Genomic DNA, 24,390 nt, shown 5'->3' with positions numbered 1-24,390 from the left:
GTTCCTCAGGCGTCGTCGTTGGCTTTGATCAGGCGGTCGTACGCGTCCTGGTCGAGCAGGGCGGTGACTTCGCTCATGTCGGCCGGGTTGAAGCGGAAGAACCAGCCTTCCCCCATCGGGTCTTCGTTGACCAGTTCAGGGCTGCTTTCGAGCTGGCCGTTGACCTCGACCACTTCGCCGGTCAGCGGCATGTACACGCCGCTGGCGGCCTTGACCGACTCGACGGTGGACGCTTCGCTACCTTTCTCATACTGCTGCAACTCGGGCAGTTGCACGAAAACCACATCGCCAAGGGCGTTCTGGGCGTAGGCAGTGATGCCCACGGTGACGCTGCCATCGGCTTCGACGCGCAGCCATTCGTGATCTTCAGTGAAACGCAACTCGCTCATGGGGAATCCTCGGGAAGCAGGGCGTTGGGCGCGGTGGCTCCGCGCTCTTGGGTTGGGATCCCTAAGCAATAATGCGGCCAATCATAATAAATCCTTTTAAATCAACAACTTATCTAATTAATGCAATCCATTTGTCATTTTTGTGGAATGAAAACGCTACAGTTAGCGAGGAGGAGGAATGGGTTTTGGGATCAAACCCTTGTGCAGGCGCATTCGAATGCGTGTGTATCGATTTCAATCCGATGTATTGAAATCGATACAGGTGGGGTTGTCGGGATTCAACCTCCAGTAAGGAAGGGCAATGCCAGGTACAACTTGATCACGATCACATTGATGATGTCGATGAAGAACGCGCCCACCATCGGCACTACCAGGAAAGCAATGTGCGAGGCGCCGTAGCGCTGGGTCACCGCCTGCATGTTGGCGATGGCCGTCGGCGTTGCCCCCAGGCCGAAGCCGCAGTGCCCGGCAGCCAGTACTGCCGCATCGTAGTTGCGGCCCATCACCCGGAACGTCACGAAGATCGCGAACAGTGCCATGACCAGTGTTTGCGCGGCCAGCAATATAAAGAAGGGTAAGGCCAGTGCGGCCAGGTCCCACAACTTCAGCGACATCAAGGCAATGGCCAGGAACAGGGACAAACTGACATTGCCCAAGACCGAAACTTCCCGCTCGAATACACGGTAGAAGCCGAATGCGGAAAGAACGTTGCGCAACAGCACGCCGACGAACAATACGCACACGAAGGTCGGTAATTCAAATGCAGTGCTTTTCAATAAACCGTGAAGGAGGGTGCCCGCCAGCAAGCTGACGGCAATCAGGGCCAAGGTTTCGATGAATGAAGATGATGTAATCAGGCGCTCTTTATTCGGCTGCTCAAAGCCTTTTGGCAGTTGGGGGGCTTCTTCTTCGCTGCCGTGCGTCTTTACCCGCTTGATCAGCAGCCTGGCAACCGGGCCGCCAATAAGGCCGCCCAATACCAGGCCGAAAGTGGCAGAGGCCATCGCCAGTTCGGAGGCCGAAGGCAGGCCAAATTTTTCAGTGAACGTCGCGCCCCAGGCGGCGCCTGTGCCGTGGCCACCGGAGAGACTGATCGAACCGGCCAGCAGGCCCATCAACGGGTCGAGCCCCAAGGCCGTTGCCAGGCCGATGCCCATGGCGTTCTGCACCAGGAGCAAGCCAGTCACCACCAGCAGGAACACGGCGACCACACGCCCGCCTTTCTTCAGGCTGGCGAAGTCTGCACTCAAACCGATGGTGGCGAAGAACGCCAGCATCAACGGGGTTTGCAATGAGGTATCAAACTGGACCTGTATATCGAAGCTGCGTAATGCCAAAAGTGCCAAGGCAACGACCAATCCGCCTGCAACAGGTTCCGGGATATTGTAAACGCGCAGGAAACCAATGCGCGCGACCAGCCCGCGCCCCAGTAGCAGTACTAAAGAGGCGGCTACAAGTGTCCCGTAAAAATCGAGTTCAAACATCAAGGTACTCTTCGTTCAAGGTGACATGCGAAATTACGATGTCACCATTCTACGGCGAGCACTCCAGTCAATTGCGGCTACACGGCTAGGAAAAGTCTGAATGAGCTGTCGGTTTTGACGACACGCATCAAAGTTTCCCGGGTATTCCATATTTACGCAGCCGCTGGGCAATAGCGGTATGCGAAGTTTGCAAGCGCCCGGCCAGCTGCCGCGTCGACGGGTAACTGGCATACAGGCGCTGTAACAGTTCCCGCTCGAAATCACCCACGGCCTGTTCCAGGCTGGCCACTTCGCCGTCCTGCCCGCGGGCCACCGAGGTGCCAGCAATGTCCAGGTCGCCGATATCCACCAGGTTGCCCTCGCAGATGGCTGCAGCGCGGAAAATCACGTTCTGTAGCTGGCGCACGTTGCCCGGCCAAGGGTTGGCCAGCAGTGCAGAGTGGGTGGCGGGGGTCAGCCGGCAGGCTGGGCGCTGGATCTGTGTGCAGGCTTGCTGCATGAAGAAGTGCGCCAGCATCAGGATGTCCTGGCCCCTGTCGCGCAAGGGCGGTACCTGCAGGTTGAGCACGTTGAGGCGGTAGAACAGGTCTTCGCGGAAGCTGCCTTCGGCGACCATGCGCTCCAGGTCGCGGTGGGTGGCGCTGATGATGCGCACATCCACCTTCACTTCGCGGTCGCCGCCCACCCGACGGAAGCTGCCATCGCTTAGAAAACGCAGCAGCTTGGCCTGCAAATACGGTGACATTTCGCCAATTTCATCAAGGAACACCGTGCCCTGGTTGGCCAGCTCCATCAGCCCAGGCTTGCCACCGCGTTGCGCGCCGGTGAAGGCGCCAGGGGCGTAACCGAACAACTCGCTCTCGGCCAGGCTTTCGGGCAGTGCGGCACAGTTCAGCGCCAGGAATGGTGCCGCATGGCGGCTGCTGATGGCATGGCAGGCGCGGGCCACCAGCTCTTTACCGGTGCCGGTTTCGCCATGCACCAGCAGCGGTGCATCGAGCGCCGCCACGCGCAGGGCCCGGGCCTTGAGGGTGCGGATGGCGGGCGACTCGCCGAGCAGGGCATCGAAGCCTTCGGCGTGGTCGTGGTGCAGGGCCGACAGGCGTTCGCCCATGCGCGTCGGGGGGTACAGCGTCAGCAGGCCACCGGCGTTGGTGATCGGCATGGCGTCCAGCAGCAGGCTCTGGCCGTTGAGCTGCATCTCGCGCATGGGCAGGTGGAAGTTGTTGTCCAGCAGCGCTTGCAGCAGCGCGGGGTCGCCGAACAGTTCACCCACCGAGCGCCCGGCGGATTCGCGGCCGCACAGGGCGATCAGCGCCGGGTTGGCCAGCAGCACCAGGCCTGCGCTGTCCACTGCCAGCACCGGGTCGCTCATCGCTGCCAGCAGGGCATCGAGCTGCAGGTGACGACGCTGGCCTGGGAGGATGTCGACCACGTCCACCGATTGCACGCCCTGCACCTCGAACAGTGCATCATGCAGTTCTTCGAGCACGGCGGGGCTGAGGGTGGGGGCGTCGATGTAGACGTTCGGCGGGACCATCTCCACGGCGTCCAGGTTGAGGTGGCGGGCACCGAGCAGGGCGAGGACTTCCTGGGTGATGCCGACGCGGTCGATGAAGCTGACGTGGATGCGCATGAGGAGGCGAAAGGTGGTGGCCGGGGAGGGCGGTAGTATGCCTTAACATTGCCGGGGCCGCTTTGCAGCCCCATCGCGACACAAGGCCGCTCCCACAAAGTTTATGCATTCTCCTGTAGGAGCGGCCTTGTGCCGCGAATGGGCTGCAAAGCAGCCCCAAAATTCTGAAATCACTCCAGATGTTCAGGCTTGATCGAGTCGCCCGACTTCACATCCAGTTTGGCGCGGATATCTTCGAACATCGCGTCGTAGATCTTGTGCGGTGAGCCAAGGGTTTCGAATTTCTTGGGCGGGGCGAGGTGGGCCTGGGCCTTGCGGCTCATCACCATCAAGAAACTGGGCAGCACCTGGTCCTTGGGCAGAAAGAACTTTTCATCAATCGTCTTGCCTTCGATGCTGCCATGCATATGGAACTGTATGCCGCGGCCTTCCTTGGGATCTTGCGTCGCTTCGTACTCGATGTTGAGGTCGTAACTGTGGTCGGTGCTGTTCAGCGCAGTGCGCTCGATATGCACGTGACCGGGTTGAAACTGAGCCATGGCGAATCCTCCCGGAGGTCGAAAACGGCGGGCGCCAGGCACCCGCCAACTGCATTCAACGGTAGCTGATCCCAGGCTTCTCGGTGGAAACCCGTGTGCCGGCAGTACCTTTGACAATGTCTTCAATGTTTTCCAGCGAACTGATCACCGCCACCTTGCCGGTTTTGCGGGCAAAGTCACTGGCAGCTTGCACTTTCGGCCCCATGGAACCGGCGGCGAAGCCGAGGCGTTCGAGTTCGTCCGGGTGGGCCTGGGCAATGGCTTTTTGCGTCGGCTTGCCCCAGTCAATGTAGGCTGCATCGACGTCAGTGGCGATGATCAGAAGGTCGGCTTCCAATTGCTCTGCCAGCAGTGCCGAGCACAGGTCCTTGTCGATGACCGCTTCGATACCTTTGAGCTTGCGGTTTTCATCGTACATGGTGGGGATGCCGCCACCGCCTGCGCAAATCACGATGCTGTTCTTTTCCAGCAGCCACTTGATCGGGCGGATTTCGAAGATGCGCTTGGGTTTCGGGCTGGCCACCACACGACGGTACTTGTCGCCATCGGCCTTGACCACCCAGCCTTTCTCTTTGGCCAGGCGCTCGGCCTCTTCCTTGCTGTAGACCGGGCCGATGAACTTGGTCGGGTCCTTGAAGGCGGGGTCGTTGGCGTCCACTTCCACCTGGGTGAGCAGGGTGGCGAACGGCACCTCGAAAGCCAGCAGGTTGCCCAGTTCCTGTTCGATCATGTAGCCGATCATGCCTTCGGTTTCTGCACCCAGCACGTCCAGTGGGTAAGCCTCGTCAGGCTTGTAGGACAGGGCCTGAAGCGACAGCAGCCCGACTTGCGGACCGTTGCCGTGGGCGATGACCAGTTCGTTGCCAGGGTGAATCTTGGCGATCTGTTCGGTGGCGGTGCGGATATTGGCGCGCTGGTTGTCAGCGGTCATGGGCTCGCCGCGACGCAGCAGGGCGTTGCCGCCCAATGCAACAACGATACGCATGGGGAATGTCCTTTACGCAGATGGGGTGAGCGCCTCGATCCTTTGTGGGAGCTGGCTTGCCGGCATCGCCGGAAGCCAGCTCCCACAGGAGCGAAGTGATTGTCAGAGGTCAGCCAGGGTCGATACCAGGATTGCCTTGATGGTGTGCATGCGGTTTTCCGCCTGCTCGAAGGCGATGCAGGCCGGCGACTCGAACACGTCGTCAGTCACTTCGATGCCGTTGGCCAGGTCCGGGTACTGTTCGGCGATCTGCTTGCCGACCTTGGTGTCGGAGTTATGGAACGCTGGCAGGCAGTGCATGAACTTGGTCCGTGGGTTGCCAGTGGACTTCATCAGCTCGGCATTCACCTGGTAAGGCTTGAGCTGCTTGATGCGCTCACCCCAGGCTTCGATCGGCTCGCCCATCGAAACCCACACGTCGGTATGAACAAAGTCCACACCCTTGACCGCCGCTTTCGGGTCTTCGGTGAGGGTGATGCGGGCGCCGCTTTCCTCAGCGTACTTCTTGCAGCGCTCGACCAGGTCGTCATGCGGCCACAGTGCCTTTGGCGCAGCAATGCGCACGTCCATGCCGAGCTTGGCGCCTATCAGCAGCAGCGAGTTACCCATGTTGTTGCGGGCGTCGCCCAGGTAGGCGTAGCTGATGTCGTGCAGCGGCTTGTCGCTGTTCTCGCGCATGGTCAGCACGTCAGCGATCATCTGGGTGGGGTGGTACTCATCGGTCAGGCCGTTGAACACCGGTACGCCGGCAAACTTGGCCAGCTCTTCGACGATTTCCTGCTTGAAGCCACGGTACTCGATGGCGTCGTACATGCGCCCGAGCACGCGGGCGGTGTCCTTCATGCTCTCTTTGTGGCCGATCTGCGAAGAGTTGGGGTCGATGTAGGTAACGTTCGCGCCCTGGTCGTAAGCCGCCACTTCGAAGGCGCAGCGGGTACGGGTGGAGGTTTTTTCGAAGATCAGCGCGATGTTGTTGCCCTTCAGGTGCTGCTGCTCGGTGCCAGTGTACTTGGCACGCTTGAGGTCGCGGGACAGGTCCAGCAGGTAGCGCAGCTCACGGTTGGTGTGGTGTTCCAGGCTGAGCAGGTTGCGGTTGTGAATGTTGAACGCCATGATTGCTTCTCCTTGAGTCCGGTAGTGTCCCGGCCGGCACTTTGTGGGCGCGGCCGGGTGCAATGGTCGTTAGTAGTCGATCGGGTCACGCACAATCGGGCAGGTCATGCAGTGGCCGCCGCCCCGGCCCCGGCCCAGTTCGCCGGCGCTGATGGTGATGACCTCGATGCCGGCCTTGCGCAGCAGGGTGTTGGTGTAGGTGTTGCGGTCATAACCGATGACCACGCCCGGCTCGATGGCCACCACGTTGTTGCCGTCATCCCATTGTTCGCGCTCGGCGGCAAAGCTGTTGCCGCCGGTCTCGACCACGCGCAGTTTGTCTTTGTTGCCCAGCAACTGTTCGGATACCACCTCGAGGAACGAGGCATCCTGCGGCGCGATGTTCATGCCATAGGGCTTGCTGGAGTCTGGGGTGATGATGAATGGCTTGATCTCTTTCACCACCTCCGGGAACACCGTTACCAGGTCGCGGTCGCAGAAGCTGAACACGGTGTCCAGGTGCATCGCCGCGCGGGACTTCGGCAGGCCAGCGACGATGACTTTCTCGGCCGCGCCTTTCTCGAACAGGTTCTGAGCCAGTTGGCCGATGGCATGGCGCGAGGTGCGCTCACCCATGCCGATCAGCACGATGCCCTTGCCGACCGGCATCACGTCGCCGCCCTCGAGGGTGGCGTTACCGTGATCCTTGTCCGGGTCGCCGTACCACACCTGGAAGTCGGCGCCGGTGAATTCCTTGTGGAACTTGTAAATGGCTGTGGTCAGCAGGGTTTCCTGGCGTCGCGCAGGCCAGTACATCGGGTTGAGCGTCACGCCACCGTAGATCCAGCAGGTGGTGTCGCGGGTGAACTGGGTGTTGGGCAGCGGCGGCAGAATGAAGCTGGAGTGGCCCAGGTACTTGTTGTACATCTTGATCACTTCGGCGCCTTCGCTTACTGGAAGGTCCTGGCCCGCCACGCCGCCAATCAGGAACTCTGCCAGGTGGCGTGGTTCCAGCCCTTCGAGCCAGCTACGCACCTCGTTGGTCAGGCCGACACCCACGGTGTCAGAGGTAATCTTGCGGTCAAGGATCCACTTGAGGGCTTCGGGTTGCTGCACGATGTCGGTCAGCAGGTTGTGCATTTCCAGCACATCCACGCCGCGCTCGCGCATTTTGGTGACGAAGTCGAAATGGTCACGCTTGGCCTGGTCGACCCAGATCACATCGTCGAACAGCAGCTCGTCACAGTTGCTCGGCGTCAGGCGCTTGTGCGCCAGGCCCGGCGAGCAAACCATCACTTTGCGCAGTTTGCCGGCTTCGGAGTGGACACCGTACTTCTGTTTTTCAGCGGACATGGTTTCATTCCTCCAATTGAACGAAGACGTGGGTCAAAGGGTCAGGAAGCCGTCGTACAGGCCATAAGCTGCCACCAGGGCGCCAATGACCACGGCTGCGAAGATCAGTTTTTCCACGTTGGTGAAGATAGGTTGGCCAACTTCACGCTTGGCTTTGGCGAACAAAATCGCCCCAGGTGCGTAGAGCAGGGCCGAGAGCAGCAGGTATTTCACGCCGCCGGCGTACAGCAGCCAGATGGCGTACAGCAGGGCGATGCCGCCGATGATCAGGTCTTTCTTGCGTTCGGCCAGGGCCTGCTCGTAGGTTTCGCTGCGCAGTGCCAGCAGGAACGCATAGGCTGCCGACCACAGGTAGGGCACCAGGATCATCGAGGTGGCGAGGTAGATCAGCGACAGGTAGGTGCTGTTGGAGAACAGCGTGATCACCAGGAAGATCTGCACCATGGCGTTGGTAAGCCACAGGGCGTTGGCCGGTACCTGGTTGGCATTTTCGCGGCGCAGGAACTCCGGCATGGTGTGGTCTTTGGCGGCAGCGAACATGATCTCGGCGCACAGCAGTACCCACGAAAGCAAGGCCCCCAACAGCGAGATGATCAGGCCGACGCTGATCAGCACCGCGCCCCAGTGGCCGACCACATGCTCCAGTACGGCTGCCATCGACGGGTTCTGCAGCTTGGCCAGTTCCGGTTGGGTCATGATGCCCAGCGACAGTACGTTGACCAGCACCAGGAACAGCAGCACGGTGACAAAGCCGATGACCGTGGCCTTGCCCACGTCAGAGCGCTTTTCCGCCCGGGACGAGAAGATGCTCGCGCCCTCGATGCCGATGAACACCCACACGGTGACCAGCATCATGTTGCGCACCTGGTTCATCACGCTGCCCAGCTCCGGTGTACCCAGGGCCCAGATGTCGGCGGTGAAGATGTCGAGCCTGAAGGCAAACAGGCAGATCAGCGCGAACAGCACCAGCGGCACCACTTTGGCCACGGTGGTGACCAGGTTGATGAATGCGGCTTCCTTGATGCCGCGCAGCACCAGGAAGTGCACCGCCCACAACAGCACCGATGCGCCAATGATGGCGGCCGGCGTGTTGCCTTCCCCGAAGATCGGGAAGAAGTAACCCAAGGTGCTGAACAGCAGCACGAAGTAGCCGACGTTACCCAGCCAGGCACTGATCCAGTAGCCCCAGGCCGAGGAAAAGCCCATGTAGTCGCCGAAACCGGCCTTGGCGTAGGCATACACCCCGCCATCCAGGTCAGGCTTGCGGTTGGCCAGGGTCTGGAACACGAACGCCAGGGTCAGCATGCCGACCGCGGTGATGCCCCAGCCGATCAGCACGGCGCCAACCCCTGCACTGGCGGCCATGTTTTGCGGCAGCGAGAAGATCCCGCCGCCAATCATCGAACCGACGACAAGTGCAACTAACGCGCCGAGCTTTAGTTTTCCGGATGAATCAGACATTTAACAACTCCTGCCAGGAGAAAGTTGACGTCAGCATAAATCCGACGCCGATGCCGTAAGCTGACTTGTGTCAGTTTAAGGCGACGTGAAGGAGGAAATTTCCTTCACGGGTGCTCCTGGAGAGTGCCGACAGCTAAAGCTGCAAGCCTTGCGCGCTGGCACCTCCATGTCTTTCTAGAGCAAACGCTCTGTTCAGCCTGCGATGCTTGAAGCTAGCCGTTTTTGACGCTTTCGCAAATTTTTCACAATAATTTTGAGTTTTATCGGGAACTGTTCTAGTTGCTGTCCAGCTGCTAGCTTTTAAGGAAGGATGCATAGACAAAGCAGTTATGAGTGCTATAGCTTGAGTGGCGGGTTCTCTTATAAGTAACCACATTTATATGGCCTGCAGGGCTGTTTCAAAGGTATGACAGCGCGTAAAAAAATGGGGGATGCATGAGCGAACCGGGACAGAAGCTGCGCCTGGGCGCGCTGATCGCACTGGTGGTCGGCTCGATGATCGGTGGCGGGATCTTCTCGCTGCCACAGAACATGGCGGCGCGTGCCGATGTCGGGGCGGTGCTGATCGGCTGGTGCATCACCGCCGTCGGCATGCTGGCCCTGGCGTTTGTGTTCCAGACACTGGCCAACCGCAAGCCGGAACTGGACTCGGGGGTGTACGCCTACGCCAAGGCAGGGTTCGGCGACTACATGGGCTTCTCGTCAGCCTGGGGCTACTGGATCAGCGCCTGGCTGGGTAATGTCGGCTATTTCGTACTGCTGTTCAGCACCCTGGGCTTTTACTTTCCGGTTTTCGGCGAAGGCAACACGCCGATCGCCATCGGCTGTGCCTCGTTGCTGCTGTGGTCAGTCCACTTTCTGGTTCTGCGCGGCATCAAGGAAGCTGCGTTCATCAACCAGGTGACCACCGTGGCCAAAGTGGTGCCGTTGCTGATGTTCGTGGTGATTGCGGCGTTCGCCTTTCGTGCCGATATCTTCACCCGTGACATCTGGGGCTTGAGCAACCCGCAATTCGGCAGCGTGCTGGAGCAGGTGCGCAACATGATGCTGGTGACCGTGTTCGTGTTCATCGGCATCGAGGGCGCCAGCGTGTACTCCGGGCGCGCCGAGCGTCGTTCGGATGTGGGCAAGGCTACCGTTATCGGTTTTCTTGGTGTGCTGGCGCTGCTGGTGCTGGTCAACGTGCTTTCGCTGGGGGTGATGACCCAGCCTGAACTGGCCGGTTTGCAGAACCCGTCGCTGGCCTCGGTCCTGGAGCATATCGTCGGCCCTTGGGGGGCGTTGCTGATCAGCCTCGGCCTGGCGGTTTCGCTGCTGGGTGCGTTGCTGTCCTGGGCGCTGCTGTGTGCCGAGATCCTGTTCGCCACGGCGCGGGACAAGACCATGCCGCGCTTTCTGGCCAAGGAAAACGCCAACCATGTGCCCTCCAACGCCCTGTGGCTGACCAACTGCATGATCCAGGGCTTCCTGCTGATTACGCTGTTCTCGGCCGGTACCTACACCAGCCTCATCTACCTGGCTTCGTCGATGATCCTGGTGCCTTACCTGTGGTCGGCGGCGTATGCCGTGCTGCTGGCTGTGCGTGCAGAAACCTACGCCGGGCAACCGGGGCTGCGCCGCAAGGACTTGCTGGTGGCGCTGGTTGCCTTGCTGTATGCCGTGTGGCTGTTGTATGCCGGCGGGCTCAAGTACCTGCTGCTGTCGGCGCTGCTGTATGCCCCCGGCGTGATCCTGTTCGCCAGGGCCAAGCATGAGCAGGGCCAGGCATTGTTCACCACATGGGAAAAGCTGATTTTCGCCGCCGTGCTGGCGGGCGCTGCACTGGCGGCCTACGCCCTGTATTCAGGGTTGTTGAGCTTGTGACGGGGCAGGGCAGGCGTGTTCCGGGCGTGACCAGATCCACAGGTTGCCCAGGGTCATGCCGGCGATTGCCACGAACACCGGCCAGTGGTGCTCCAGAAACGTCAGCATCAGGCCCGCGCACAGCAGCATGCTGATGGTAGCGCTTACCTTGGCCCGGCGCTGGATCACCTTGCCGTTGCGCCAGTTGTAGAGAATCGGCCCGAACAGCCGGTGGTTCTCCAGCCAGGCAGACAGGCGCGGCGAGCTGCGGGTCGCCGCCCAGGCGGCCAGCAGGATGAATTCGGTGGTCGGCAAACCGGGTATGACGATCGCGACCAAGCCCACCCCGAGGCTCACGTAAGCCAGGATTCCATACAACAGGCGGGCGATCTTCGAGCGGGCAGGTCGGGTCATGGTCTCACTGCAAAAAGCGGTTCGGCCACCGGTAGGGTGGCCGGGTACGGCGTATCAGACCAGCGCGGCATCCGCAGCATAGGCATGTTTGAGCAGTTCGGTGAAACGCTCGAAGGCGGCAACTGCACCGCGTTCGGCAGCGGCTTCCTCTTCAGCGGACAGCTCAAGGCCATCGAGGATGCGGGTGAACTGCTTCCAGCCTTCGGCACGGCCACCGGCTGGCTCGCCCAGGTGGCGGGCACCGAAGGTGTCGGACAGCTCCAGGGCCACGGCACGCTTGATCAGAAACGCAGCGCCCAGTTTGGAGCCTTCAGAGACGAAGATCCAGCCCATTGCCTCGCCCAGGCTCGGCTTGCCCACGGCGCCTGGCACGGCGGCTGGCACTTCGGTGTCGAGGTCGGCGAGGTCCAGGCGGGCCTGGTCGGCACGGCAGCGCTCGGCCAGGTCGGGGACTATGGCGTTCAGCTGCGGATCGTTGTACAGGGCTTGCAGCTCGGACTGGAACAGGTACTGGGCAACGACGAAGCGGGCGAAGCTTTCGCGGCTGTCGAAGGGCGCGTGGGATTTGACCAGGCCATCCAGCTCGGCGTGCGGGGCGTGGGTGATCTGGTTCAGGCGCTGGGAGCGCAGGGCTGGGCGTTCGGTCATGGGGGCAGTCCTTGGAAAGAGGGGCATCTAGATACAAGACGAAACAGCGGCGGCGGGACAGTAAAAAAACTGCGTTTTTGGCTTGAGAGCGGCAGCGTCTGTGGAATCGAGCGCCGCCCGCGCGGCGCTCGATCTCACAGGCGATTCAAAGTTAAAGCCCTCAGATATCCCAAACCACATTGATACCGAAGTTGCGCCCCGGCATGGTCAGGCGGTCGATGTTGGCTGGCTGGGTCACAGCCGCTTCACCTTGGCCGTCGTAGCTGCGTACCGAATCCCACTGCCAGTACTTCTTGTCGGTGAGGTTGTACAGGCCGGCGTTGATGGTCACGTCGTCGGTGACCTTGTAGTAGCCGGTCAGGTCCAGCACGCCGTAGCCCGGGGTGCGGAACTTCGAGCTCGAACCGTCTGGCGAGTAGAAGCTGGAGTCGTCGACACGGGTCTTGCGCTTGACCAGCGTCCAGCTCAGCAGGCCGCCGTAGTTCTGCTGCTCGTAACCAAGGCCGAACACGCCCTTCAGCGGGTTGACGCTGTTCAGTGGCTCACCAGTGTCGTCGTTACGACCATAGGTGTAGGCAATCGAACCCTGGGTATACAGGCCTTGCGGCGCGCCGAAGTGGTCGAGGTTCAGGCGGCCCTTGACCTCGGCACCCTTGATGGTGGCGTGCTTGATGTTGTTGGCCTGGAAGGTCTGTTCCAGATTGGCGCTTTGCACCGCATCTTCGTCGATGAAGTCGCGGTACTTGTTGTAGAACACCGCCACATCGAAGTTACCTGCGTCGAAGTTGCCACGCAGGCCCGTTTCGTAGCTCTTGCTCTTTTCCGGTTCCAGGCCTGGGTTGCCTTCTACGCGGTAACCTTCCTCAAGGTTCACGAACTTTCCGTACATGGCCTTGGCGGTCGGAGTACGGAAGCCTTCGGCATACTGACCATACCAGGTGTAGTTGTCGTTGAAGGCGTAGGTCAGGCCGAACTTGGGCGAGACGCGGTGCCACTTCTTGTCCGAGTCGTCCTGGGAGGTGGGTGCCGTGCCGGTGGACTCCAGGCCACGCAGGAATTCGTCGGTGAACTTGGGTTCCATGCGCGTGTAGTCGTAGCGCGCACCGGGCATGAAGGTCCAGTTGTTCCAGCGGATTTCATCCTGCACGAACAGGCTGTAGGTGTTCACGGTCGGGTCCGGGAAGTCGCTGACCAGAACCTGGCCGTCTGCCGGGCGTTCGGCGCCTGCGGCGGAGCAACCGGAGCCCACGGCCAGGCAGGTGCCCGTGCCGCTGCGCGTACCGGTGATTTTCTCGTGCTTGATCGTGGTGCCATAGGTCAGCAGGTGGTCGGTGGCGCCGATGCTGAATGCCTTGTCCAGCTGGGCATCGAAGACCCACTGGCGGTCCTTGTAGGTCGTGTCACGCGTGCGCAGTACCTGGCGGCCAGGCGGTGCGTAGACTTCTTCGGTGTGCTGGTCGGTCTTGGCGATCTGGTAGTTGAGGCTCCACTTGACGTGGTCAGCGACCAGCGAATCCAGGCCGAACTCATGGTTGATGCCAAAGCGCTCGCGGGTGATGGTGTCGTTGCCACTGCGCGCCTTGTAGTAACCCATGCCGCCAAAGCCCGGAATGAACGGCCCGCCCACCGCGCTGAGGATGTTCTGGTCGCGGTCATCCTTGTAGCGCTCGTAGGTGAAGCCCAGGCGCGCGTCGTCGTCGTAGTTCCAGCCCAGCTTGGCCAGCACGTTGGTGGTGCGCACGTCCATCGGGTTGGCTTCGGTGCGCGACAGGCCGGCACCGCTGTGGCTGCCGTGGGTTTCGGTCTCGTGGCCGTTACGCTGGCTCAGGTGCAGCAGGCCATCGAAATCACCCTCCCGGCCGGCAACGGTGGCGGAGGTCAGCCAGCTTTCGTCGGCCGAGCTGTAGCCGGTCTTCAGCCGCGCACCCACGTCTTTGCCGGGCTTGATGATGTCGTCGGGGTCGAGGGTGAAGTAGCTCACAGCGCCGCCGATGGCATTGCTGCCGTACAGCACCGAGGCCGGGCCGCGGAGGATTTCCACGCGCTTGACGGTTTCCGGGTCGACGTAGTTGCGTTGGGTCTGGGCGTAGGGGCCGTAGAAGAAACTGTCCGGGATCGATACACCGTCGACCTGGGTGAGGATCCGCTCGCCGTCGATACCACGGATGTTGTAGCCGTTCAGGCCGCTGCGCTGGCCGGTGCCGGCCACCGATACGCCCGGCTCGTAGCGCACCAGGTCCTGGATGTTGTTGACGTTCTGCCGGTCCAGCTGCTCTCGGGTCTGCACACTGACGGTGCTTGGCACCAGGCTGACGTCCTGAGCACTCCGGGTTGCGCTGACGGTCACCTGCTGCAGGGCGATTACGTTGCCGCCAGCCTGGCGCTCAAGCACCACGTTGCCGTTGCTGATCTTGCGAAAACTCAGCCCGGTACCGTGCAGCAGGCGCTTGAGGGCGGCATCTGGCGGCAGCGAGCCTTGTACACCCGGCGAAGCCACGCCGTCGGCCAGCTCGGCGCTGAAGCCGACTTGCCAGCCGGTGACCTGGCTGAAGGCGTTGATCGCCGACACCAGCGGCTGCTGGCCGATGCTGAAGCGGTAGTCACCCATGCGCGGGCTGCTGGCCCGGGCCGGTTCGGCGGCCAGCGCTGGCAGGCTGCAAGCGCCGCTGGCGAGCAGGGCCAGGGTCAACAGGGACAGTTGCCCGGTTCGGCGGGGAAGGGTGGACGTGCGGGTAGGACCAGTGGACATCGAAAGCGCTCCCTGATGCGCGGGCTGTTATAGATGATTGCTGTTCTCGCTTTCAAACAAGAATCAGTTGCATTGGCTATAACGAGACGGGCGGGGCAGGGCGATCGCGTAAAAATATTTTCGGGGTCAGTTCAGAATCACCAGCGCAGGATACTCATGCAGCTGTGCCGAGGTGATATGGGCCAGTGCGCGCAGGGTTTCCAACGGCTGGTCGAGGCGGTAATTGCCGGTGACTGAAACGTCTTCGAGCTGGGCATTGCGGTTGATGATCCAGCCGGGATAGTAGCGCCGCACTTCAGCCAGCACCTGGCTCAGTGGGCAATTCTCGAACACCAGACGGCCGTCGACCCAGGCCAGGTCCTTTTGCATGTCGGCGCGTTGGCGCTGGCCGAAGCCCTGCGGGCCCACGCTGATGCTGTCGCCGGCACTCAGGCGGATGCGCTGGTCGCGTGCGCCTTGCAGGTCGACATCACCGCGTTGCACCCGCAGCTGGGCCTCGCCATCGAGGTAGCGCACGGCAAAGTCGGTATCGCGCACCTGTGCGCGCAACGGCCCGGCCTCTACTTCAAGCGGCAGCAGTGCGCCCTCCGGTATCTGGAAGTAGGCCTCACCCTGCAGCAGGCGGGCGACCGGGCGGCCGTCCCGGCGGTCGCTGGCAAATGCCGAGTTGGTGTTAAGCAGCACTTTCGCGCCGTCTTCCAGTTGCAGGCGCTGGCGCTCGCCCACCACCGTCAGGTGGTCGGCCTGCAGGCGGGTGGGCAGGTCGCCAACGGTGAACAGGCCGACCAGCAGCACCGCAGCGGTGGCCAAGGGTTTCCAGTGGCTGCGCAAGCGCCCGCGCCATGAGCGGCGCTGCTGCTGGTGCATCTGCGTGGCAGCCTGGTGCAACGGCATACCGTTCCACAGTGCTTCTGCCTCGACATAGGCCTCGGCGTTTTCCGGTGCGGCGCTCAGCCAGGCTTCAAAGGCCTGGGTGTCTGCGGCATCGGCGCATTGCAGGCGCACCAGCCAGTCCAGCGCCTCGTCCATGGCACGAGCACGGGCACTAGGCCCGGCAGGTGACGGGCGAGGGGCAGGGCTGTCGGTCACGGTGAATCCTTGAATGGTTTTTTGCGAATGATCAAGGCTAAGACGGGGTGTGGCAAGGGCTTTGCGTCGCCGTTCGCCTGCGGTCAGCTTACTTGAGGCGTTCGGCAACACCCATGCAGATCGCCATGATCAGTTTCAGTTCCTTTTGCACCGTACTGGGCGAAACACTGAGTTGTTCGGCGATTTCCAGGTAGGTGGCGCCGTGCAGGCGGCTGAGGATGAAAATGCGCTGCTGGCGTTCACTCAGCTGGTTGAGGCTGACGCTCAGGTGCTTGAGCAGCTGCTCGGCGTGGGCGGCATCCTCGCTGCTGGTGGCGGGTGCGGCCACGCTGTGCAGCACTTCGTCGGGCACGTCGTCGACCAGCATGCGTGCCTGCACCCGGCGTGCGCGCAGGTGGTCCAGTGCCAGGTTGCGCGCGGTCTGGAACACGAACGGCTCGATGTGCTCGATGGGCCGCTCGCCCAGGGCGCGCGAAACCCGCAGGTAGGTTTCCTGCAGCAGGTCTTCGGCCGTGCTGGGGTTGCCAACCATGCGCTGCAAGGTACGCAACAGGGTGAGGCGCTGGACGAGGAAGACGGAGTTGAACCGGGACTGACTCACGGGGGGACCTGGCCGACGAAAAGTTAATGATAATGCTTATCATCTGTAGCGTTGGTCAAGTGTGGATGTGTTAGGAAATGGTAAAGATTGTGAGCTCCCAGTCGCTGCGCATTCCTTGTAGGAGCAGCCTTGTGCTGCGAAGAGGACGGTAGCCGCACAGAAAATGATGGGCTTTACCGGCCTCTTCGCAGCACAAGGCTGCTCCTACAGGGGAGCGTATGCCCTATGGATTACCGGGCCTGGCACAACGCCAGGCAGTTATCCAGCATGCGGTTGCTGAACGCCCACTCGTTGTCATACCACGCCAGCACCTTGAGCATGCGCCCGTTGGCCCGGGTATGGTTGGCATCGAAAATCGACGACAGCGGGTTGTGGTTGAAATCGCAGGAAACCAATGGCAACGCGTTGTAGCCCAATACCTTGGAATGCTGGCTGGCTTCGAGGAACAGTTGGTTGACCTGCTCGGCCGTGGCCTCGCGCTTGAGGTTGACGGTGAGGTCCACCAGCGACACGTTGATCACCGGCACCCGCACTGCCATGCCAGTGAGCTTGCCGGCCAGCTCCGGCAGCACCAGGCCCACGGCCTCGGCGGCGCCGGTCTTGCTGGGGATCATCGACTGGGTGGCCGAGCGCGCCCGGTACGGGTCGCTGTGGTACATGTCGGTCAGCACCTGGTCATTGGTGTAGGCGTGAATGGTGGTCATCAGGCCTTGCTCGATGCCGAACTCGCGGTGCAGCACCTGGGCGATCGGTGCCAGGCAGTTGGTGGTGCAGGAGGCGTTGGAAATGACCTGGTGCGAGGCCCGCAGGATGTCATGGTTGACCCCGTACACCACGGTGGCATCGGCACCTTTGGCCGGCGCCGAGACAATGACCTTGCCCGCCCCTGCCGCAAGGTGTGCAGCGGCCTTGGCGCGGTCGGTGAACAGCCCTGTGCACTCGAACACCACGTCGATCGCCTCGGCTTTCCAGGGCAGTTCGGCCGGGTTGCGGATGGCACTGACCGCGATACGGTCACCATTGACCGTCAGGCTTTCGTGGTCGGCCTCGACCGTGGCGTCGAACGTGCCGTGCACGCTGTCGAACTTGAGCAGGTGAGCATTCATGGCGCTGTCGCCCAGGTCGTTGATGGCGACGACCTGCAGGTCCTGGCGGTAGCCTTGGGTATACAGTGCGCGCAGGACGTTGCGACCGATGCGGCCGAATCCATTGATGGCGATGCGTAGGGTCATGACAGTACCTCTGGCAGTCCGAGTGAAACCTGTGGCAAAAAGGAGCTTCACTGAAACGGTTTTGTTGTTGGAATTACAAGATTATTCACTAGCCGATAGAAAACAAGCCTTTTTAGTGGCAGTATTTTGTTTAAACATACAACGAGTGGTTGGGCGATGCGCCTCCACCGATGCAGCAGGCTCCTTTGCTTGAGCCTAGGCCGCAATCGTTTGGAGGGGAAATGCCCGGTAAACCGCCCTTACAATTAGCCTGGAGTCCAGTACATGCATCCGCGCATCCTTGAGGTCACCCAGCGGCTGATCGAACGCAGCCGAGCCACCCGCGAACGCTATCTGCAGCTGATTCGCGGCGCGGCCAGTGAAGGCCCCATGCGTGCCAGCCTGCAATGCGCCAACTTCGCCCATGGCGTGGCCGGCTGTGGCAGCGAGGACAAGCAGACTCTGCGCCTGATGAACGCGGCCAATGTGGCTATCGTCTCGGCCTACAACGACATGTTGTCTGCCCACCAGCCGTATCTGCACTTCCCCGAGCAGATCAAGCAGGCCCTGCGCGAGGTCGGTTCGGTCGGGCAGTTCGCGGGGGGCGTGCCGGCCATGTGCGACGGCGTGACCCAGGGTGAGCCTGGCATGGAGCTGGCCATCGCCAGCCGCGAAGTCATCGCCATGTCCACGGCGGTAGCGCTGTCGCATAACATGTTCGATGCCGCGCTGATGCTGGGCATCTGCGACAAGATAGTCCCAGGCCTGATGATGGGCGCGCTGCGCTTCGGCCACCTGCCGACCATCTTTGTCCCGGGCGGGCCGATGGTGTCCGGCATTTCCAACAAGCAGAAGGCCGATGTGCGCCAGCGTTATGCGGAAGGCAAGGCCAGCCGTGAAGAGCTGCTGGAGTCGGAGATGAACTCCTATCACAGCCCGGGTACCTGCACCTTCTACGGCACCGCCAATACCAACCAGCTGGTGATGGAAGTGATGGGCCTGCACCTGCCGGGCGCCTCGTTCGTCAACCCGTACACGCCGCTGCGCGACGCCCTCACCGCCGAAGCCGCGCAGCAGGTCACGCGCATGACCAAGGCCAGCGGCAGTTTCATGCCGTTGGGCGAAATCGTCGACGAGAAGGCACTGGTCAATTCGATTGTCGCCCTGCACGCCACGGGCGGCTCGACCAACCACACCCTGCATATCCCGGCGATCGCCCAGGCGGCAGGTATCCAGCTGACCTGGCAGGACATGGCCGACCTCTCCGAGGTGGTGCCAACCCTGTCCCACGTCTACCCCAACGGCAAGGCCGACATCAACCACTTCCAGGCCGCCGGTGGCATGGCCTTCCTGATTCGCGAGCTGCTGGATGCCGGGCTGCTGCACGAAGATGTCAACACCGTGGCTGGCCACGGCCTGCGCCGCTATACCCAGGAGCCGTTCCTCGACAATGGCAAGCTGGTGTGGCGTGAAGGTCCGCAACAGAGCCTGGACGAAAGCATCCTGCGCCCGGTGGCGCGGCCGTTCTCGGCCGAAGGCGGCCTGCGGGTGATGGAAGGCAACCTGGGCCGTGGCGTGATGAAGGTGTCTGCTGTCGCCCCCGAGCACCAGGTGGTCGAAGCCCCGGCGCGCGTGTTCCAGGACCAGCAGTCGCTGGCCGATGCGTTCAAGGCCGGCGAGCTGGAACGTGACTTTGTCGCCGTGGTGCGCTTCCAGGGCCCGCGTTGCAACGGCATGCCCGAATTACACAAGCTCACACCCTTCCTCGGTGTGCTGCAGGACCGTGGCTACAAGGTGGCGCTGGTCACCGACGGGCGCATGTCCGGTGCCTCGGGCAAGATCCCGGCGGCCATCCACGTTTGCCCCGAGGCGTATGACGGCGGCCCGCTGGCGCGGGTGCGCGATGGTGATATCGTGCGGGTCGACGGTGTCGAAGGCACATTGCGGGTCATGGTGTCGGCCGAAGAACTGGCCAGCCGCGACCTGCCGCCGGCCCCCCAGGGCAATGACCTGGGCTGCGGGCGCGAGCTGTTCGGCTTCATGCGCATGGCGTTCAGCCCGGCAGAACAGGGCGCGAGTGCCTTCACCTCGGCCCTGGAGAACCTCAAATGAAGGACCTGCTGGTTGGCGACATTGGTGGCACCAATGCCCGTTTTGCGTTGTGGCGTGACAACCAGCTGCATGAGGTAAAAGTCTTCGCCACTGCGGACTACACCAGCCCGGAGCAGGCTATCGAGGCTTATCTCGAAGACCAAGGTATCGCCCGTGGCGGGTTGGCGGCTGTATGCCTGGCGGTAGCCGGGCCGGTCGATGGCGATGAATTTCGCTTTACCAACAACCATTGGCGCCTGAGCCGTACGGCTTTCTGCAAGACTTTGCAGGTTGAACGGCTGTTGCTGATCAACGATTTCACCGCCATGGCGCTGGGCATGACCCGCCTGCGCGAAGGGGAGTTTCGCGAGGTGTGCGCTGGGCAGGCTGACCCGTTGCGACCTGCGCTGGTGATCGGGCCAGGCACAGGCCTGGGCGTGGGTTCGCTGCTGCGCCTGGGCGAACAGCACTGGCATGCCTTGCCGGGGGAGGGCGGCCATGTCGACCTGCCAGTGGGCAATGCGCGCGAAGCGGCGATCCATCAGCAGATCCACGGCCAGATCGGCCATGTCAGTGCCGAGACCGTGCTCAGTGGCGGTGGCCTGGTGCGGCTGTACCAGGCAATCTGTGCGCTGGATGGCGATACAGCCCGGCACAAGACCCCGGCGCAGATTACCGACGCAGCGCTGGGCGGCGAGCCACGGGCGCTGGCGGTGGTCGAGCAGTTCTGTCGGTTTCTTGGGCGCGTGGCGGGTAACAATGTGCTGACCCTGGGCGCGCGGGGTGGGGTCTATATTGTCGGCGGTGTGATTCCGCGTTTTGCCGAACTGTTCCTGCGTAGCGGTTTTGCCGCGAGTTTTGCCGACAAGGGCTGCATGAGTGGTTACTTCGCCGGTGTGCCGGTGTGGCTGGTAACGGCGGAGTTTTCCGGCTTGCTGGGGGCCGGTGTGGCCCTGCAGCAGGCCTTGGACCACAGATAAATGTAAGGGGCCGCTGATAGTTCCGGCACAGCACGGTCCCGGTAGGAGCGACCTTGTGCCGCGATGGGGCGCGAAGCGGCCCCAATAACAGGCAACCAAGACCTGTAACTAACAAGAGGAAGGACCACCTTGAGCACTGCCGGCAAATCGATCCTGATGGTCGACGACGACCAGGAAATCCGCGAACTGCTGCAAACCTACCTGAGCCGCTCAGGCTTCCAGGTGCATGCCGAAGCCGATGGAAAAGGCTTTCGTCGCGCCCTGGAAACCACCCCCTGCGACCTGGTCATCCTCGACGTCATGCTGCCCGACGAAGATGGCTTCAGCCTGTGCCGCTGGGTGCGCCAGCACCCGCGCCAGGCACGCGTGCCGATCATCATGCTCACCGCCAGCTCCGACGAAGCCGACCGAGTCATTGGCCTGGAGCTGGGCGCCGACGACTACCTGGGCAAACCCTTCAGCCCTCGCGAACTGCAAGCAAGGATCAAGGCCCTGCTGCGCCGCGCCGAATTCGGTCAGTCGGCACCGGGCAGTGCGGTGCTGGCTTTCGACGACTGGCGCCTGGACACGGTCAGCCACCGTCTGTTCCACCACGACGGCGAAGAGGTGATTCTGTCCGGCGCCGACTTCGCCCTGCTCAAACTGTTCCTCGACCATCCGCAGCAGATTCTCGACCGCGACACCATAGGCAACGCCACCCGTGGTCGCGAGCCGATGCCGCTGGACCGCATCGTCGATATGGCGGTCAGCCGCCTGCGCCAGCGCCTGCGCGATACCGACAAGCCCCCGCGGCTGATCCGTACGGTGCGTGGCAGCGGCTACCTGTTGGCGGCGCATGTCTGCAGTGCGCCCTGAGCGGCGCTGGCGCCTGCTGCCGCGCTCGCTGCTGGGGCGCATGCTGCTACTGACCCTGCTGGTGGTGCTGCTGGCCCAAGGCTTGTCGAGCATCATCTGGGTGGCGCAGTTGCGTGCCAGCCAGCTGCAGGGCCTGCGCGCCAGCGCCAGCAGCCTGGCCCATTCCATGAGCGCCAGCGTCAGTTACTTCCGCTCGCTGCCGGTGGCCTATCGGCCGATGGTGCTCGACCAGTTGCGCAGCATGGGCGGCACGCGGTTTTTCGTCTCGCTCAACGCCAAGCCGCTCGACATGCCGGTGCTGCCCATCACCCCGCGCAAGCAGGCGGTGATCGATGTGTTCCAGCAGGTACTGCATGAGCGACTGGGCTCGCAGATGGATATTTCCGTTGAGTTCGTCGCGCCCGACGATCTGCGCATTTTCAACAGCGGCCTGAAACTCGACGAGCTGCCACGCTCCTGGGCGCATTACTCACTGACCCTGGAGCCGCTCAACCCGCCGGTGCTGGTGACGCAGATCCGCCTGGGCGAGGGCGAGTGGCTGTACATCGCCTCGTTGCTGCCCGAGCCCTATACCAGCCTTGAGGCCGAACGCCTGCCACGCCAGCAGATCGGTTTCATCGTGCTCACCACCGCCTTGCTGCTGTTGTTCATCGGTTTGCTGGTGCACTGGCAGAGCTGGCCGCTCAAGCGCCTGGCGCGCGCTGCGCGGGAGATGTCGCTGGGCGCCGATGTGGCGCCGGTGGCGGAAGGGGGTGGTAGCGAGGTGGTCGAAGTAAGCCGGGCGTTCAACAGCATGCGTGAGCGCATCAGCCGCTACCTTACCGAACGCAGCCAGCTGTTCAGCGCCATCTCCCACGACCTGCGCACGCCGATCACCCGCCTGCGGCTGCGTGTCGAACTGTTGGAGGACGAGCGCCTGCAGGCCAAGTTCAGCCAGGACCTGGACGAGCTGGAGCTGCTGGTCAAAGGTGCCTTGCAGTGCGTGAAGGACACCGATATCCACGAGAACATAGAGCCGGTCGACCTCAACCAGGTGCTGGAGATTCTGGCCGAGCCTTATTTGCGTGATGGCCGTATCACCGTCGAAGGTCGGGCGCTGGCGCCTTACCCAGGCAAGCCGCTGGCGCTGCGGCGCTGCATCGGCAACCTGATCGACAACGCCATCAAGTACGGCGCGCAGGCGCGGCTGCGCATCATCGACAGTGCCGAGGGCTTTGTGCTGCAGGTGGACGACCAGGGGCCGGGCGTACCGCAGCAGCAGCTGGAGCAAGTGTTCGAGCCGCATTTCCGCCTGGCTGGACAGCAGCAGGGCTATGGGCTGGGGTTAGGGATTGCGCGCAACATTGCCCATAGCCATGGTGGCGAGGTGAGCTTGCTGAACCTCAGGCAGGGTGGCTTGCGGGTGACTTTGCACCTGCCGCGGGGCATGGAGTGAAGCGTTGTGTTGCCTGCGCGGGCAATGTAACCAAACGATGACATTCACGCATCGCTTCGTTACCTGGCGGGGTGGGCACGCTGTTTAGACTCCATGCAACGCAAGCGACCGACTTGCACGGCATAACAACAAGAAAGGTGCTTCGATGAATCCCACGCTCCGTCTCGCTGCCGCAATTTCCCTGGCTTCCTTACTCCCGCTCAGTGCCCAGGCTGCCGAAGCCAAAGGCAGTGTCGAGGTGGTGCACTGGTGGACCTCCGGTGGTGAAAAAGCAGCCGTCGATGTGCTCAAGGCCCAGGTCGAGAAAGACGGCTTTACCTGGAAGGATGGCGCCGTCGCTGGCGGTGGCGGTGCCACGGCCATGACGGTGCTCAAGAGCCGCGCCGTAGCCGGCAACCCGCCGGGTGTCGCACAGATCAAAGGGCCAGACATTCAGGATTGGGCGGCCACCGGCCTGCTCGATCGCGATGTGCTCAAGGATGTGGCCAAGGAAGAAAAGTGGGACACATTGCTCGACAAGAAGGTCGCCGACACCGTGAAGTACGAAGGTGATTATGTCGCCGTGCCGGTGAACATCCACCGCATCAACTGGCTGTGGATCAACCCCGACGTCTTCAAGAAAGCGGGCATCGACAAGGCGCCCGCCACCCTCGACGAATTCTACGCTGCTGCCGACAAGCTCAAGGCCGCCGGCTTCATCCCGCTTGCCCATGGCGGCCAGCCGTGGCAGGACAGCACGGTATTCGAAAGTGTGGTGCTGTCGGTAATGGGCGCCGAGGGCTACAAGAAGGCCATGGTCGATCTCGACAACGCCGCCCTGACCGGTCCGGACATGGTCAAGGCGCTGACCGAACTGAAGAAGGTTGCCACCTACATGGACCCGGACGGCAAAGGCCAGGACTGGAACCTGGAAGCGGCCAAGGTCATCAACGGCAAGGCCGGCATGCAGATCATGGGCGACTGGGCCAAGAGCGAATGGACCTTGGCCAAGAAAACCGCCGGCAAGGATTACCAGTGCGTGCCGTTCCCCGGTACCGAAAACGCCTTCCTCTACAACATCGACTCGCTGGTGGTGTTCAAGCAGAACAACGCCGGCACGTCTGCCGGCCAGCAGGACATTGCCCGCAAAGTGCTGGGCCAGGACTTCCAGAAGGTCTTCAGCGGCAACAAGGGGTCGATCCCGGTGCGTAACGACATGCTTGCCGACATGGGCAAGCATGGCTTCGATGCCTGCGCGCAGGCGTCGGCCAGGGACTTCCTGGCCGACGCCAAGAATGGCGGCTTGCAGCCGAGCATGGCGCACAACATGGCCACCACGCTGGCCGTGCAGGGCGCGTTCTTCGATGTGGTGACCAACTACATCAACGACCCCAAGGCCGACCCGGCCGATGCGGCGAAGAAGCTGGCGGCGGCGATCAAGGCTGCCCAGTAAAGCTGACAATCATCCTGTAGGAGCAGCCTTGTGCTGCGAAAGGGCCGGGATGGCTTGAGGCATTGCTGTGCCTGCAATGGCCTCTTCGCAGCACAAGGCTGCTC

Annotated in this window: 20 protein-coding genes; 6 read left to right on the top strand and 14 right to left on the bottom strand. The window is 62.2% G+C overall.

Translation table 11 applies throughout. The features are described 5' to 3' along the window. Window positions 1-5: 5 nt before the first annotated feature. The 8 genes from gcvH to arcD (SB765_RS13675) all read right to left on the bottom strand — a co-directional run bounded on the left by gcvH (window position 6) and on the right by arcD (SB765_RS13675) (window position 8,939). Window positions 6-389, bottom strand: coding sequence for a glycine cleavage system protein GcvH (gene gcvH, locus SB765_RS13710; RefSeq protein WP_016501301.1), 384 nt, complete (start codon window positions 387-389; stop codon window positions 6-8). A gap of 278 nt (window positions 390-667) precedes the next feature. After that, a complete protein-coding gene (gene gltS, locus SB765_RS13705) occupies window positions 668-1,873 on the bottom strand; it encodes a sodium/glutamate symporter (RefSeq protein ID WP_341797671.1) in 1,206 nt (401 codons plus the stop codon). A 127-nt stretch (window positions 1,874-2,000) separates the two neighbouring features. After that, window positions 2,001-3,509, bottom strand: a complete 1,509-nt coding sequence (locus tag SB765_RS13700) for a sigma-54-dependent transcriptional regulator (protein ID WP_016501299.1) — start codon at window positions 3,507-3,509, stop codon at window positions 2,001-2,003. A 170-nt stretch (window positions 3,510-3,679) separates the two neighbouring features. Next, window positions 3,680-4,048, bottom strand: a complete 369-nt coding sequence (locus SB765_RS13695) for a DUF5064 family protein (RefSeq protein ID WP_410931476.1) — start codon at window positions 4,046-4,048, stop codon at window positions 3,680-3,682. A gap of 55 nt (window positions 4,049-4,103) precedes the next feature. Continuing rightward, a complete protein-coding gene (gene arcC, locus SB765_RS13690; protein WP_410931475.1) occupies window positions 4,104-5,033 on the bottom strand; it encodes a carbamate kinase in 930 nt (309 codons plus the stop codon). Between the two features lie 102 nt (window positions 5,034-5,135). Beyond that, window positions 5,136-6,146 (bottom strand): ornithine carbamoyltransferase, encoded by a 1,011-nt coding sequence (locus SB765_RS13685; protein WP_016501296.1) that lies wholly within the window; start codon window positions 6,144-6,146, stop codon window positions 5,136-5,138. Window positions 6,147-6,215: 69 nt separating this feature from the next. Next, the gene (gene arcA, locus SB765_RS13680; protein WP_410931474.1) at window positions 6,216-7,478 is read right to left on the bottom strand and encodes an arginine deiminase; all 1,263 of its coding nucleotides are present in this window, start codon (window positions 7,476-7,478) and stop codon (window positions 6,216-6,218) included. A gap of 33 nt (window positions 7,479-7,511) precedes the next feature. Next, window positions 7,512-8,939: an arginine-ornithine antiporter gene (arcD, locus tag SB765_RS13675; protein WP_410931473.1), complete on the bottom strand. Its 1,428-nt coding sequence runs from the start codon at window positions 8,937-8,939 to the stop codon at window positions 7,512-7,514. Window positions 8,940-9,374: 435 nt separating this feature from the next. Between arcD (SB765_RS13675) and arcD (SB765_RS13670) the strand changes: the two genes are divergently transcribed. After that, window positions 9,375-10,802 carry an arginine-ornithine antiporter gene (arcD, locus tag SB765_RS13670; RefSeq protein ID WP_341797675.1) on the top strand — a complete coding sequence of 476 codons (1,428 nt, stop codon included), beginning with the start codon at window positions 9,375-9,377 and terminating at the stop codon, window positions 10,800-10,802. Here the strand turns inward: arcD (SB765_RS13670) and SB765_RS13665 are convergent. The 6 genes from SB765_RS13665 to gap form a co-directional block, all read right to left on the bottom strand. Beyond that, a complete protein-coding gene (locus SB765_RS13665; protein ID WP_341797676.1) occupies window positions 10,782-11,195 on the bottom strand; it encodes a YbaN family protein in 414 nt (137 codons plus the stop codon). The genes arcD (SB765_RS13670) and SB765_RS13665 overlap by 21 nt on opposite strands. 54 nt (window positions 11,196-11,249) lie before the next feature. Next, the gene (locus SB765_RS13660) at window positions 11,250-11,843 is read right to left on the bottom strand and encodes a biliverdin-producing heme oxygenase (protein WP_341797677.1); all 594 of its coding nucleotides are present in this window, start codon (window positions 11,841-11,843) and stop codon (window positions 11,250-11,252) included. A 160-nt stretch (window positions 11,844-12,003) separates the two neighbouring features. After that, complete coding sequence (locus tag SB765_RS13655; protein WP_410931472.1) at window positions 12,004-14,592, bottom strand: TonB-dependent receptor; 2,589 nt, start codon at window positions 14,590-14,592, stop codon at window positions 12,004-12,006. A gap of 126 nt (window positions 14,593-14,718) precedes the next feature. Beyond that, window positions 14,719-15,681: a FecR family protein gene (locus SB765_RS13650; protein WP_341797679.1), complete on the bottom strand. Its 963-nt coding sequence runs from the start codon at window positions 15,679-15,681 to the stop codon at window positions 14,719-14,721. An 88-nt stretch (window positions 15,682-15,769) separates the two neighbouring features. Next, window positions 15,770-16,282: an RNA polymerase sigma factor gene (locus SB765_RS13645; protein WP_003255059.1), complete on the bottom strand. Its 513-nt coding sequence runs from the start codon at window positions 16,280-16,282 to the stop codon at window positions 15,770-15,772. Window positions 16,283-16,512: 230 nt separating this feature from the next. Then, window positions 16,513-17,514 (bottom strand): type I glyceraldehyde-3-phosphate dehydrogenase, encoded by a 1,002-nt coding sequence (gap, locus tag SB765_RS13640; protein ID WP_049277581.1) that lies wholly within the window; start codon window positions 17,512-17,514, stop codon window positions 16,513-16,515. 264 nt (window positions 17,515-17,778) lie between these two features. Here gap and edd point away from each other — a divergent pair, with 264 nt between their 5' ends. The 5 genes from edd to SB765_RS13615 all read left to right on the top strand — a co-directional run bounded on the left by edd (window position 17,779) and on the right by SB765_RS13615 (window position 24,286). Further along, window positions 17,779-19,605 carry a phosphogluconate dehydratase gene (gene edd / locus SB765_RS13635; RefSeq protein ID WP_016501286.1) on the top strand — a complete coding sequence of 609 codons (1,827 nt, stop codon included), beginning with the start codon at window positions 17,779-17,781 and terminating at the stop codon, window positions 19,603-19,605. Next, window positions 19,602-20,564, top strand: a complete 963-nt coding sequence (locus tag SB765_RS13630) for a glucokinase (protein ID WP_410910812.1) — start codon at window positions 19,602-19,604, stop codon at window positions 20,562-20,564. The genes edd and SB765_RS13630 overlap by 4 nt, the downstream gene beginning before the upstream one ends. A gap of 129 nt (window positions 20,565-20,693) precedes the next feature. Next, the gene (gene gltR / locus SB765_RS13625; protein ID WP_132843898.1) at window positions 20,694-21,419 is read left to right on the top strand and encodes a two-component system response regulator GltR; all 726 of its coding nucleotides are present in this window, start codon (window positions 20,694-20,696) and stop codon (window positions 21,417-21,419) included. Further along, on the top strand, window positions 21,400-22,854 hold the full coding sequence (locus SB765_RS13620) for an ATP-binding protein (RefSeq protein ID WP_341797682.1): 1,455 nt from the start codon (window positions 21,400-21,402) through the stop codon (window positions 22,852-22,854). The genes gltR and SB765_RS13620 overlap by 20 nt, the downstream gene beginning before the upstream one ends. 145 nt (window positions 22,855-22,999) lie before the next feature. Further along, window positions 23,000-24,286, top strand: a complete 1,287-nt coding sequence (locus tag SB765_RS13615; RefSeq protein WP_410931471.1) for an ABC transporter substrate-binding protein — start codon at window positions 23,000-23,002, stop codon at window positions 24,284-24,286. Window positions 24,287-24,390 lie beyond the last annotated feature (104 nt).

The organism is Pseudomonas sp. SIMBA_067 (assembly GCF_046534675.1).
Taxonomy (GTDB): domain Bacteria; phylum Pseudomonadota; class Gammaproteobacteria; order Pseudomonadales; family Pseudomonadaceae; genus Aquipseudomonas; species Aquipseudomonas putida.
The sequence above is the reverse complement of the archived record's forward strand: the minus strand, read 5'-3'. Positions and strand labels throughout refer to the sequence as shown.

Bases quoted from the DNA above. Each gene is read 5' to 3' on its own strand.
- gcvH (WP_016501301.1), bottom strand. From the start codon at position 389: ATGAGCGAGTTGCGTTTCACTGAAGATCACGAATGGCTGCGCGTCGAA.
- gltS (WP_341797671.1), bottom strand. From the start codon at position 1,873: ATGTTTGAACTCGATTTTTACGGGACACTTGTAGCCGCCTCTTTAGTA.
- SB765_RS13700 (WP_016501299.1), bottom strand. From the start codon at position 3,509: ATGCGCATCCACGTCAGCTTCATCGACCGCGTCGGCATCACCCAGGAA.
- SB765_RS13695 (WP_410931476.1), bottom strand. From the start codon at position 4,048: ATGGCTCAGTTTCAACCCGGTCACGTGCATATCGAGCGCACTGCGCTG.
- arcC (WP_410931475.1), bottom strand. From the start codon at position 5,033: ATGCGTATCGTTGTTGCATTGGGCGGCAACGCCCTGCTGCGTCGCGGC.
- SB765_RS13685 (WP_016501296.1), bottom strand. From the start codon at position 6,146: ATGGCGTTCAACATTCACAACCGCAACCTGCTCAGCCTGGAACACCAC.
- arcA (WP_410931474.1), bottom strand. From the start codon at position 7,478: ATGTCCGCTGAAAAACAGAAGTACGGTGTCCACTCCGAAGCCGGCAAA.
- arcD (WP_410931473.1), bottom strand. From the start codon at position 8,939: ATGTCTGATTCATCCGGAAAACTAAAGCTCGGCGCGTTAGTTGCACTT.
- arcD (WP_341797675.1), top strand. From the start codon at position 9,375: ATGAGCGAACCGGGACAGAAGCTGCGCCTGGGCGCGCTGATCGCACTG.
- SB765_RS13665 (WP_341797676.1), bottom strand. From the start codon at position 11,195: ATGACCCGACCTGCCCGCTCGAAGATCGCCCGCCTGTTGTATGGAATC.
- SB765_RS13660 (WP_341797677.1), bottom strand. From the start codon at position 11,843: ATGACCGAACGCCCAGCCCTGCGCTCCCAGCGCCTGAACCAGATCACC.
- SB765_RS13655 (WP_410931472.1), bottom strand. From the start codon at position 14,592: ATGTCCACTGGTCCTACCCGCACGTCCACCCTTCCCCGCCGAACCGGG.
- gap (WP_049277581.1), bottom strand. From the start codon at position 17,514: ATGACCCTACGCATCGCCATCAATGGATTCGGCCGCATCGGTCGCAAC.
- edd (WP_016501286.1), top strand. From the start codon at position 17,779: ATGCATCCGCGCATCCTTGAGGTCACCCAGCGGCTGATCGAACGCAGC.
- SB765_RS13630 (WP_410910812.1), top strand. From the start codon at position 19,602: ATGAAGGACCTGCTGGTTGGCGACATTGGTGGCACCAATGCCCGTTTT.
- SB765_RS13620 (WP_341797682.1), top strand. From the start codon at position 21,400: ATGTCTGCAGTGCGCCCTGAGCGGCGCTGGCGCCTGCTGCCGCGCTCG.
- SB765_RS13615 (WP_410931471.1), top strand. From the start codon at position 23,000: ATGAATCCCACGCTCCGTCTCGCTGCCGCAATTTCCCTGGCTTCCTTA.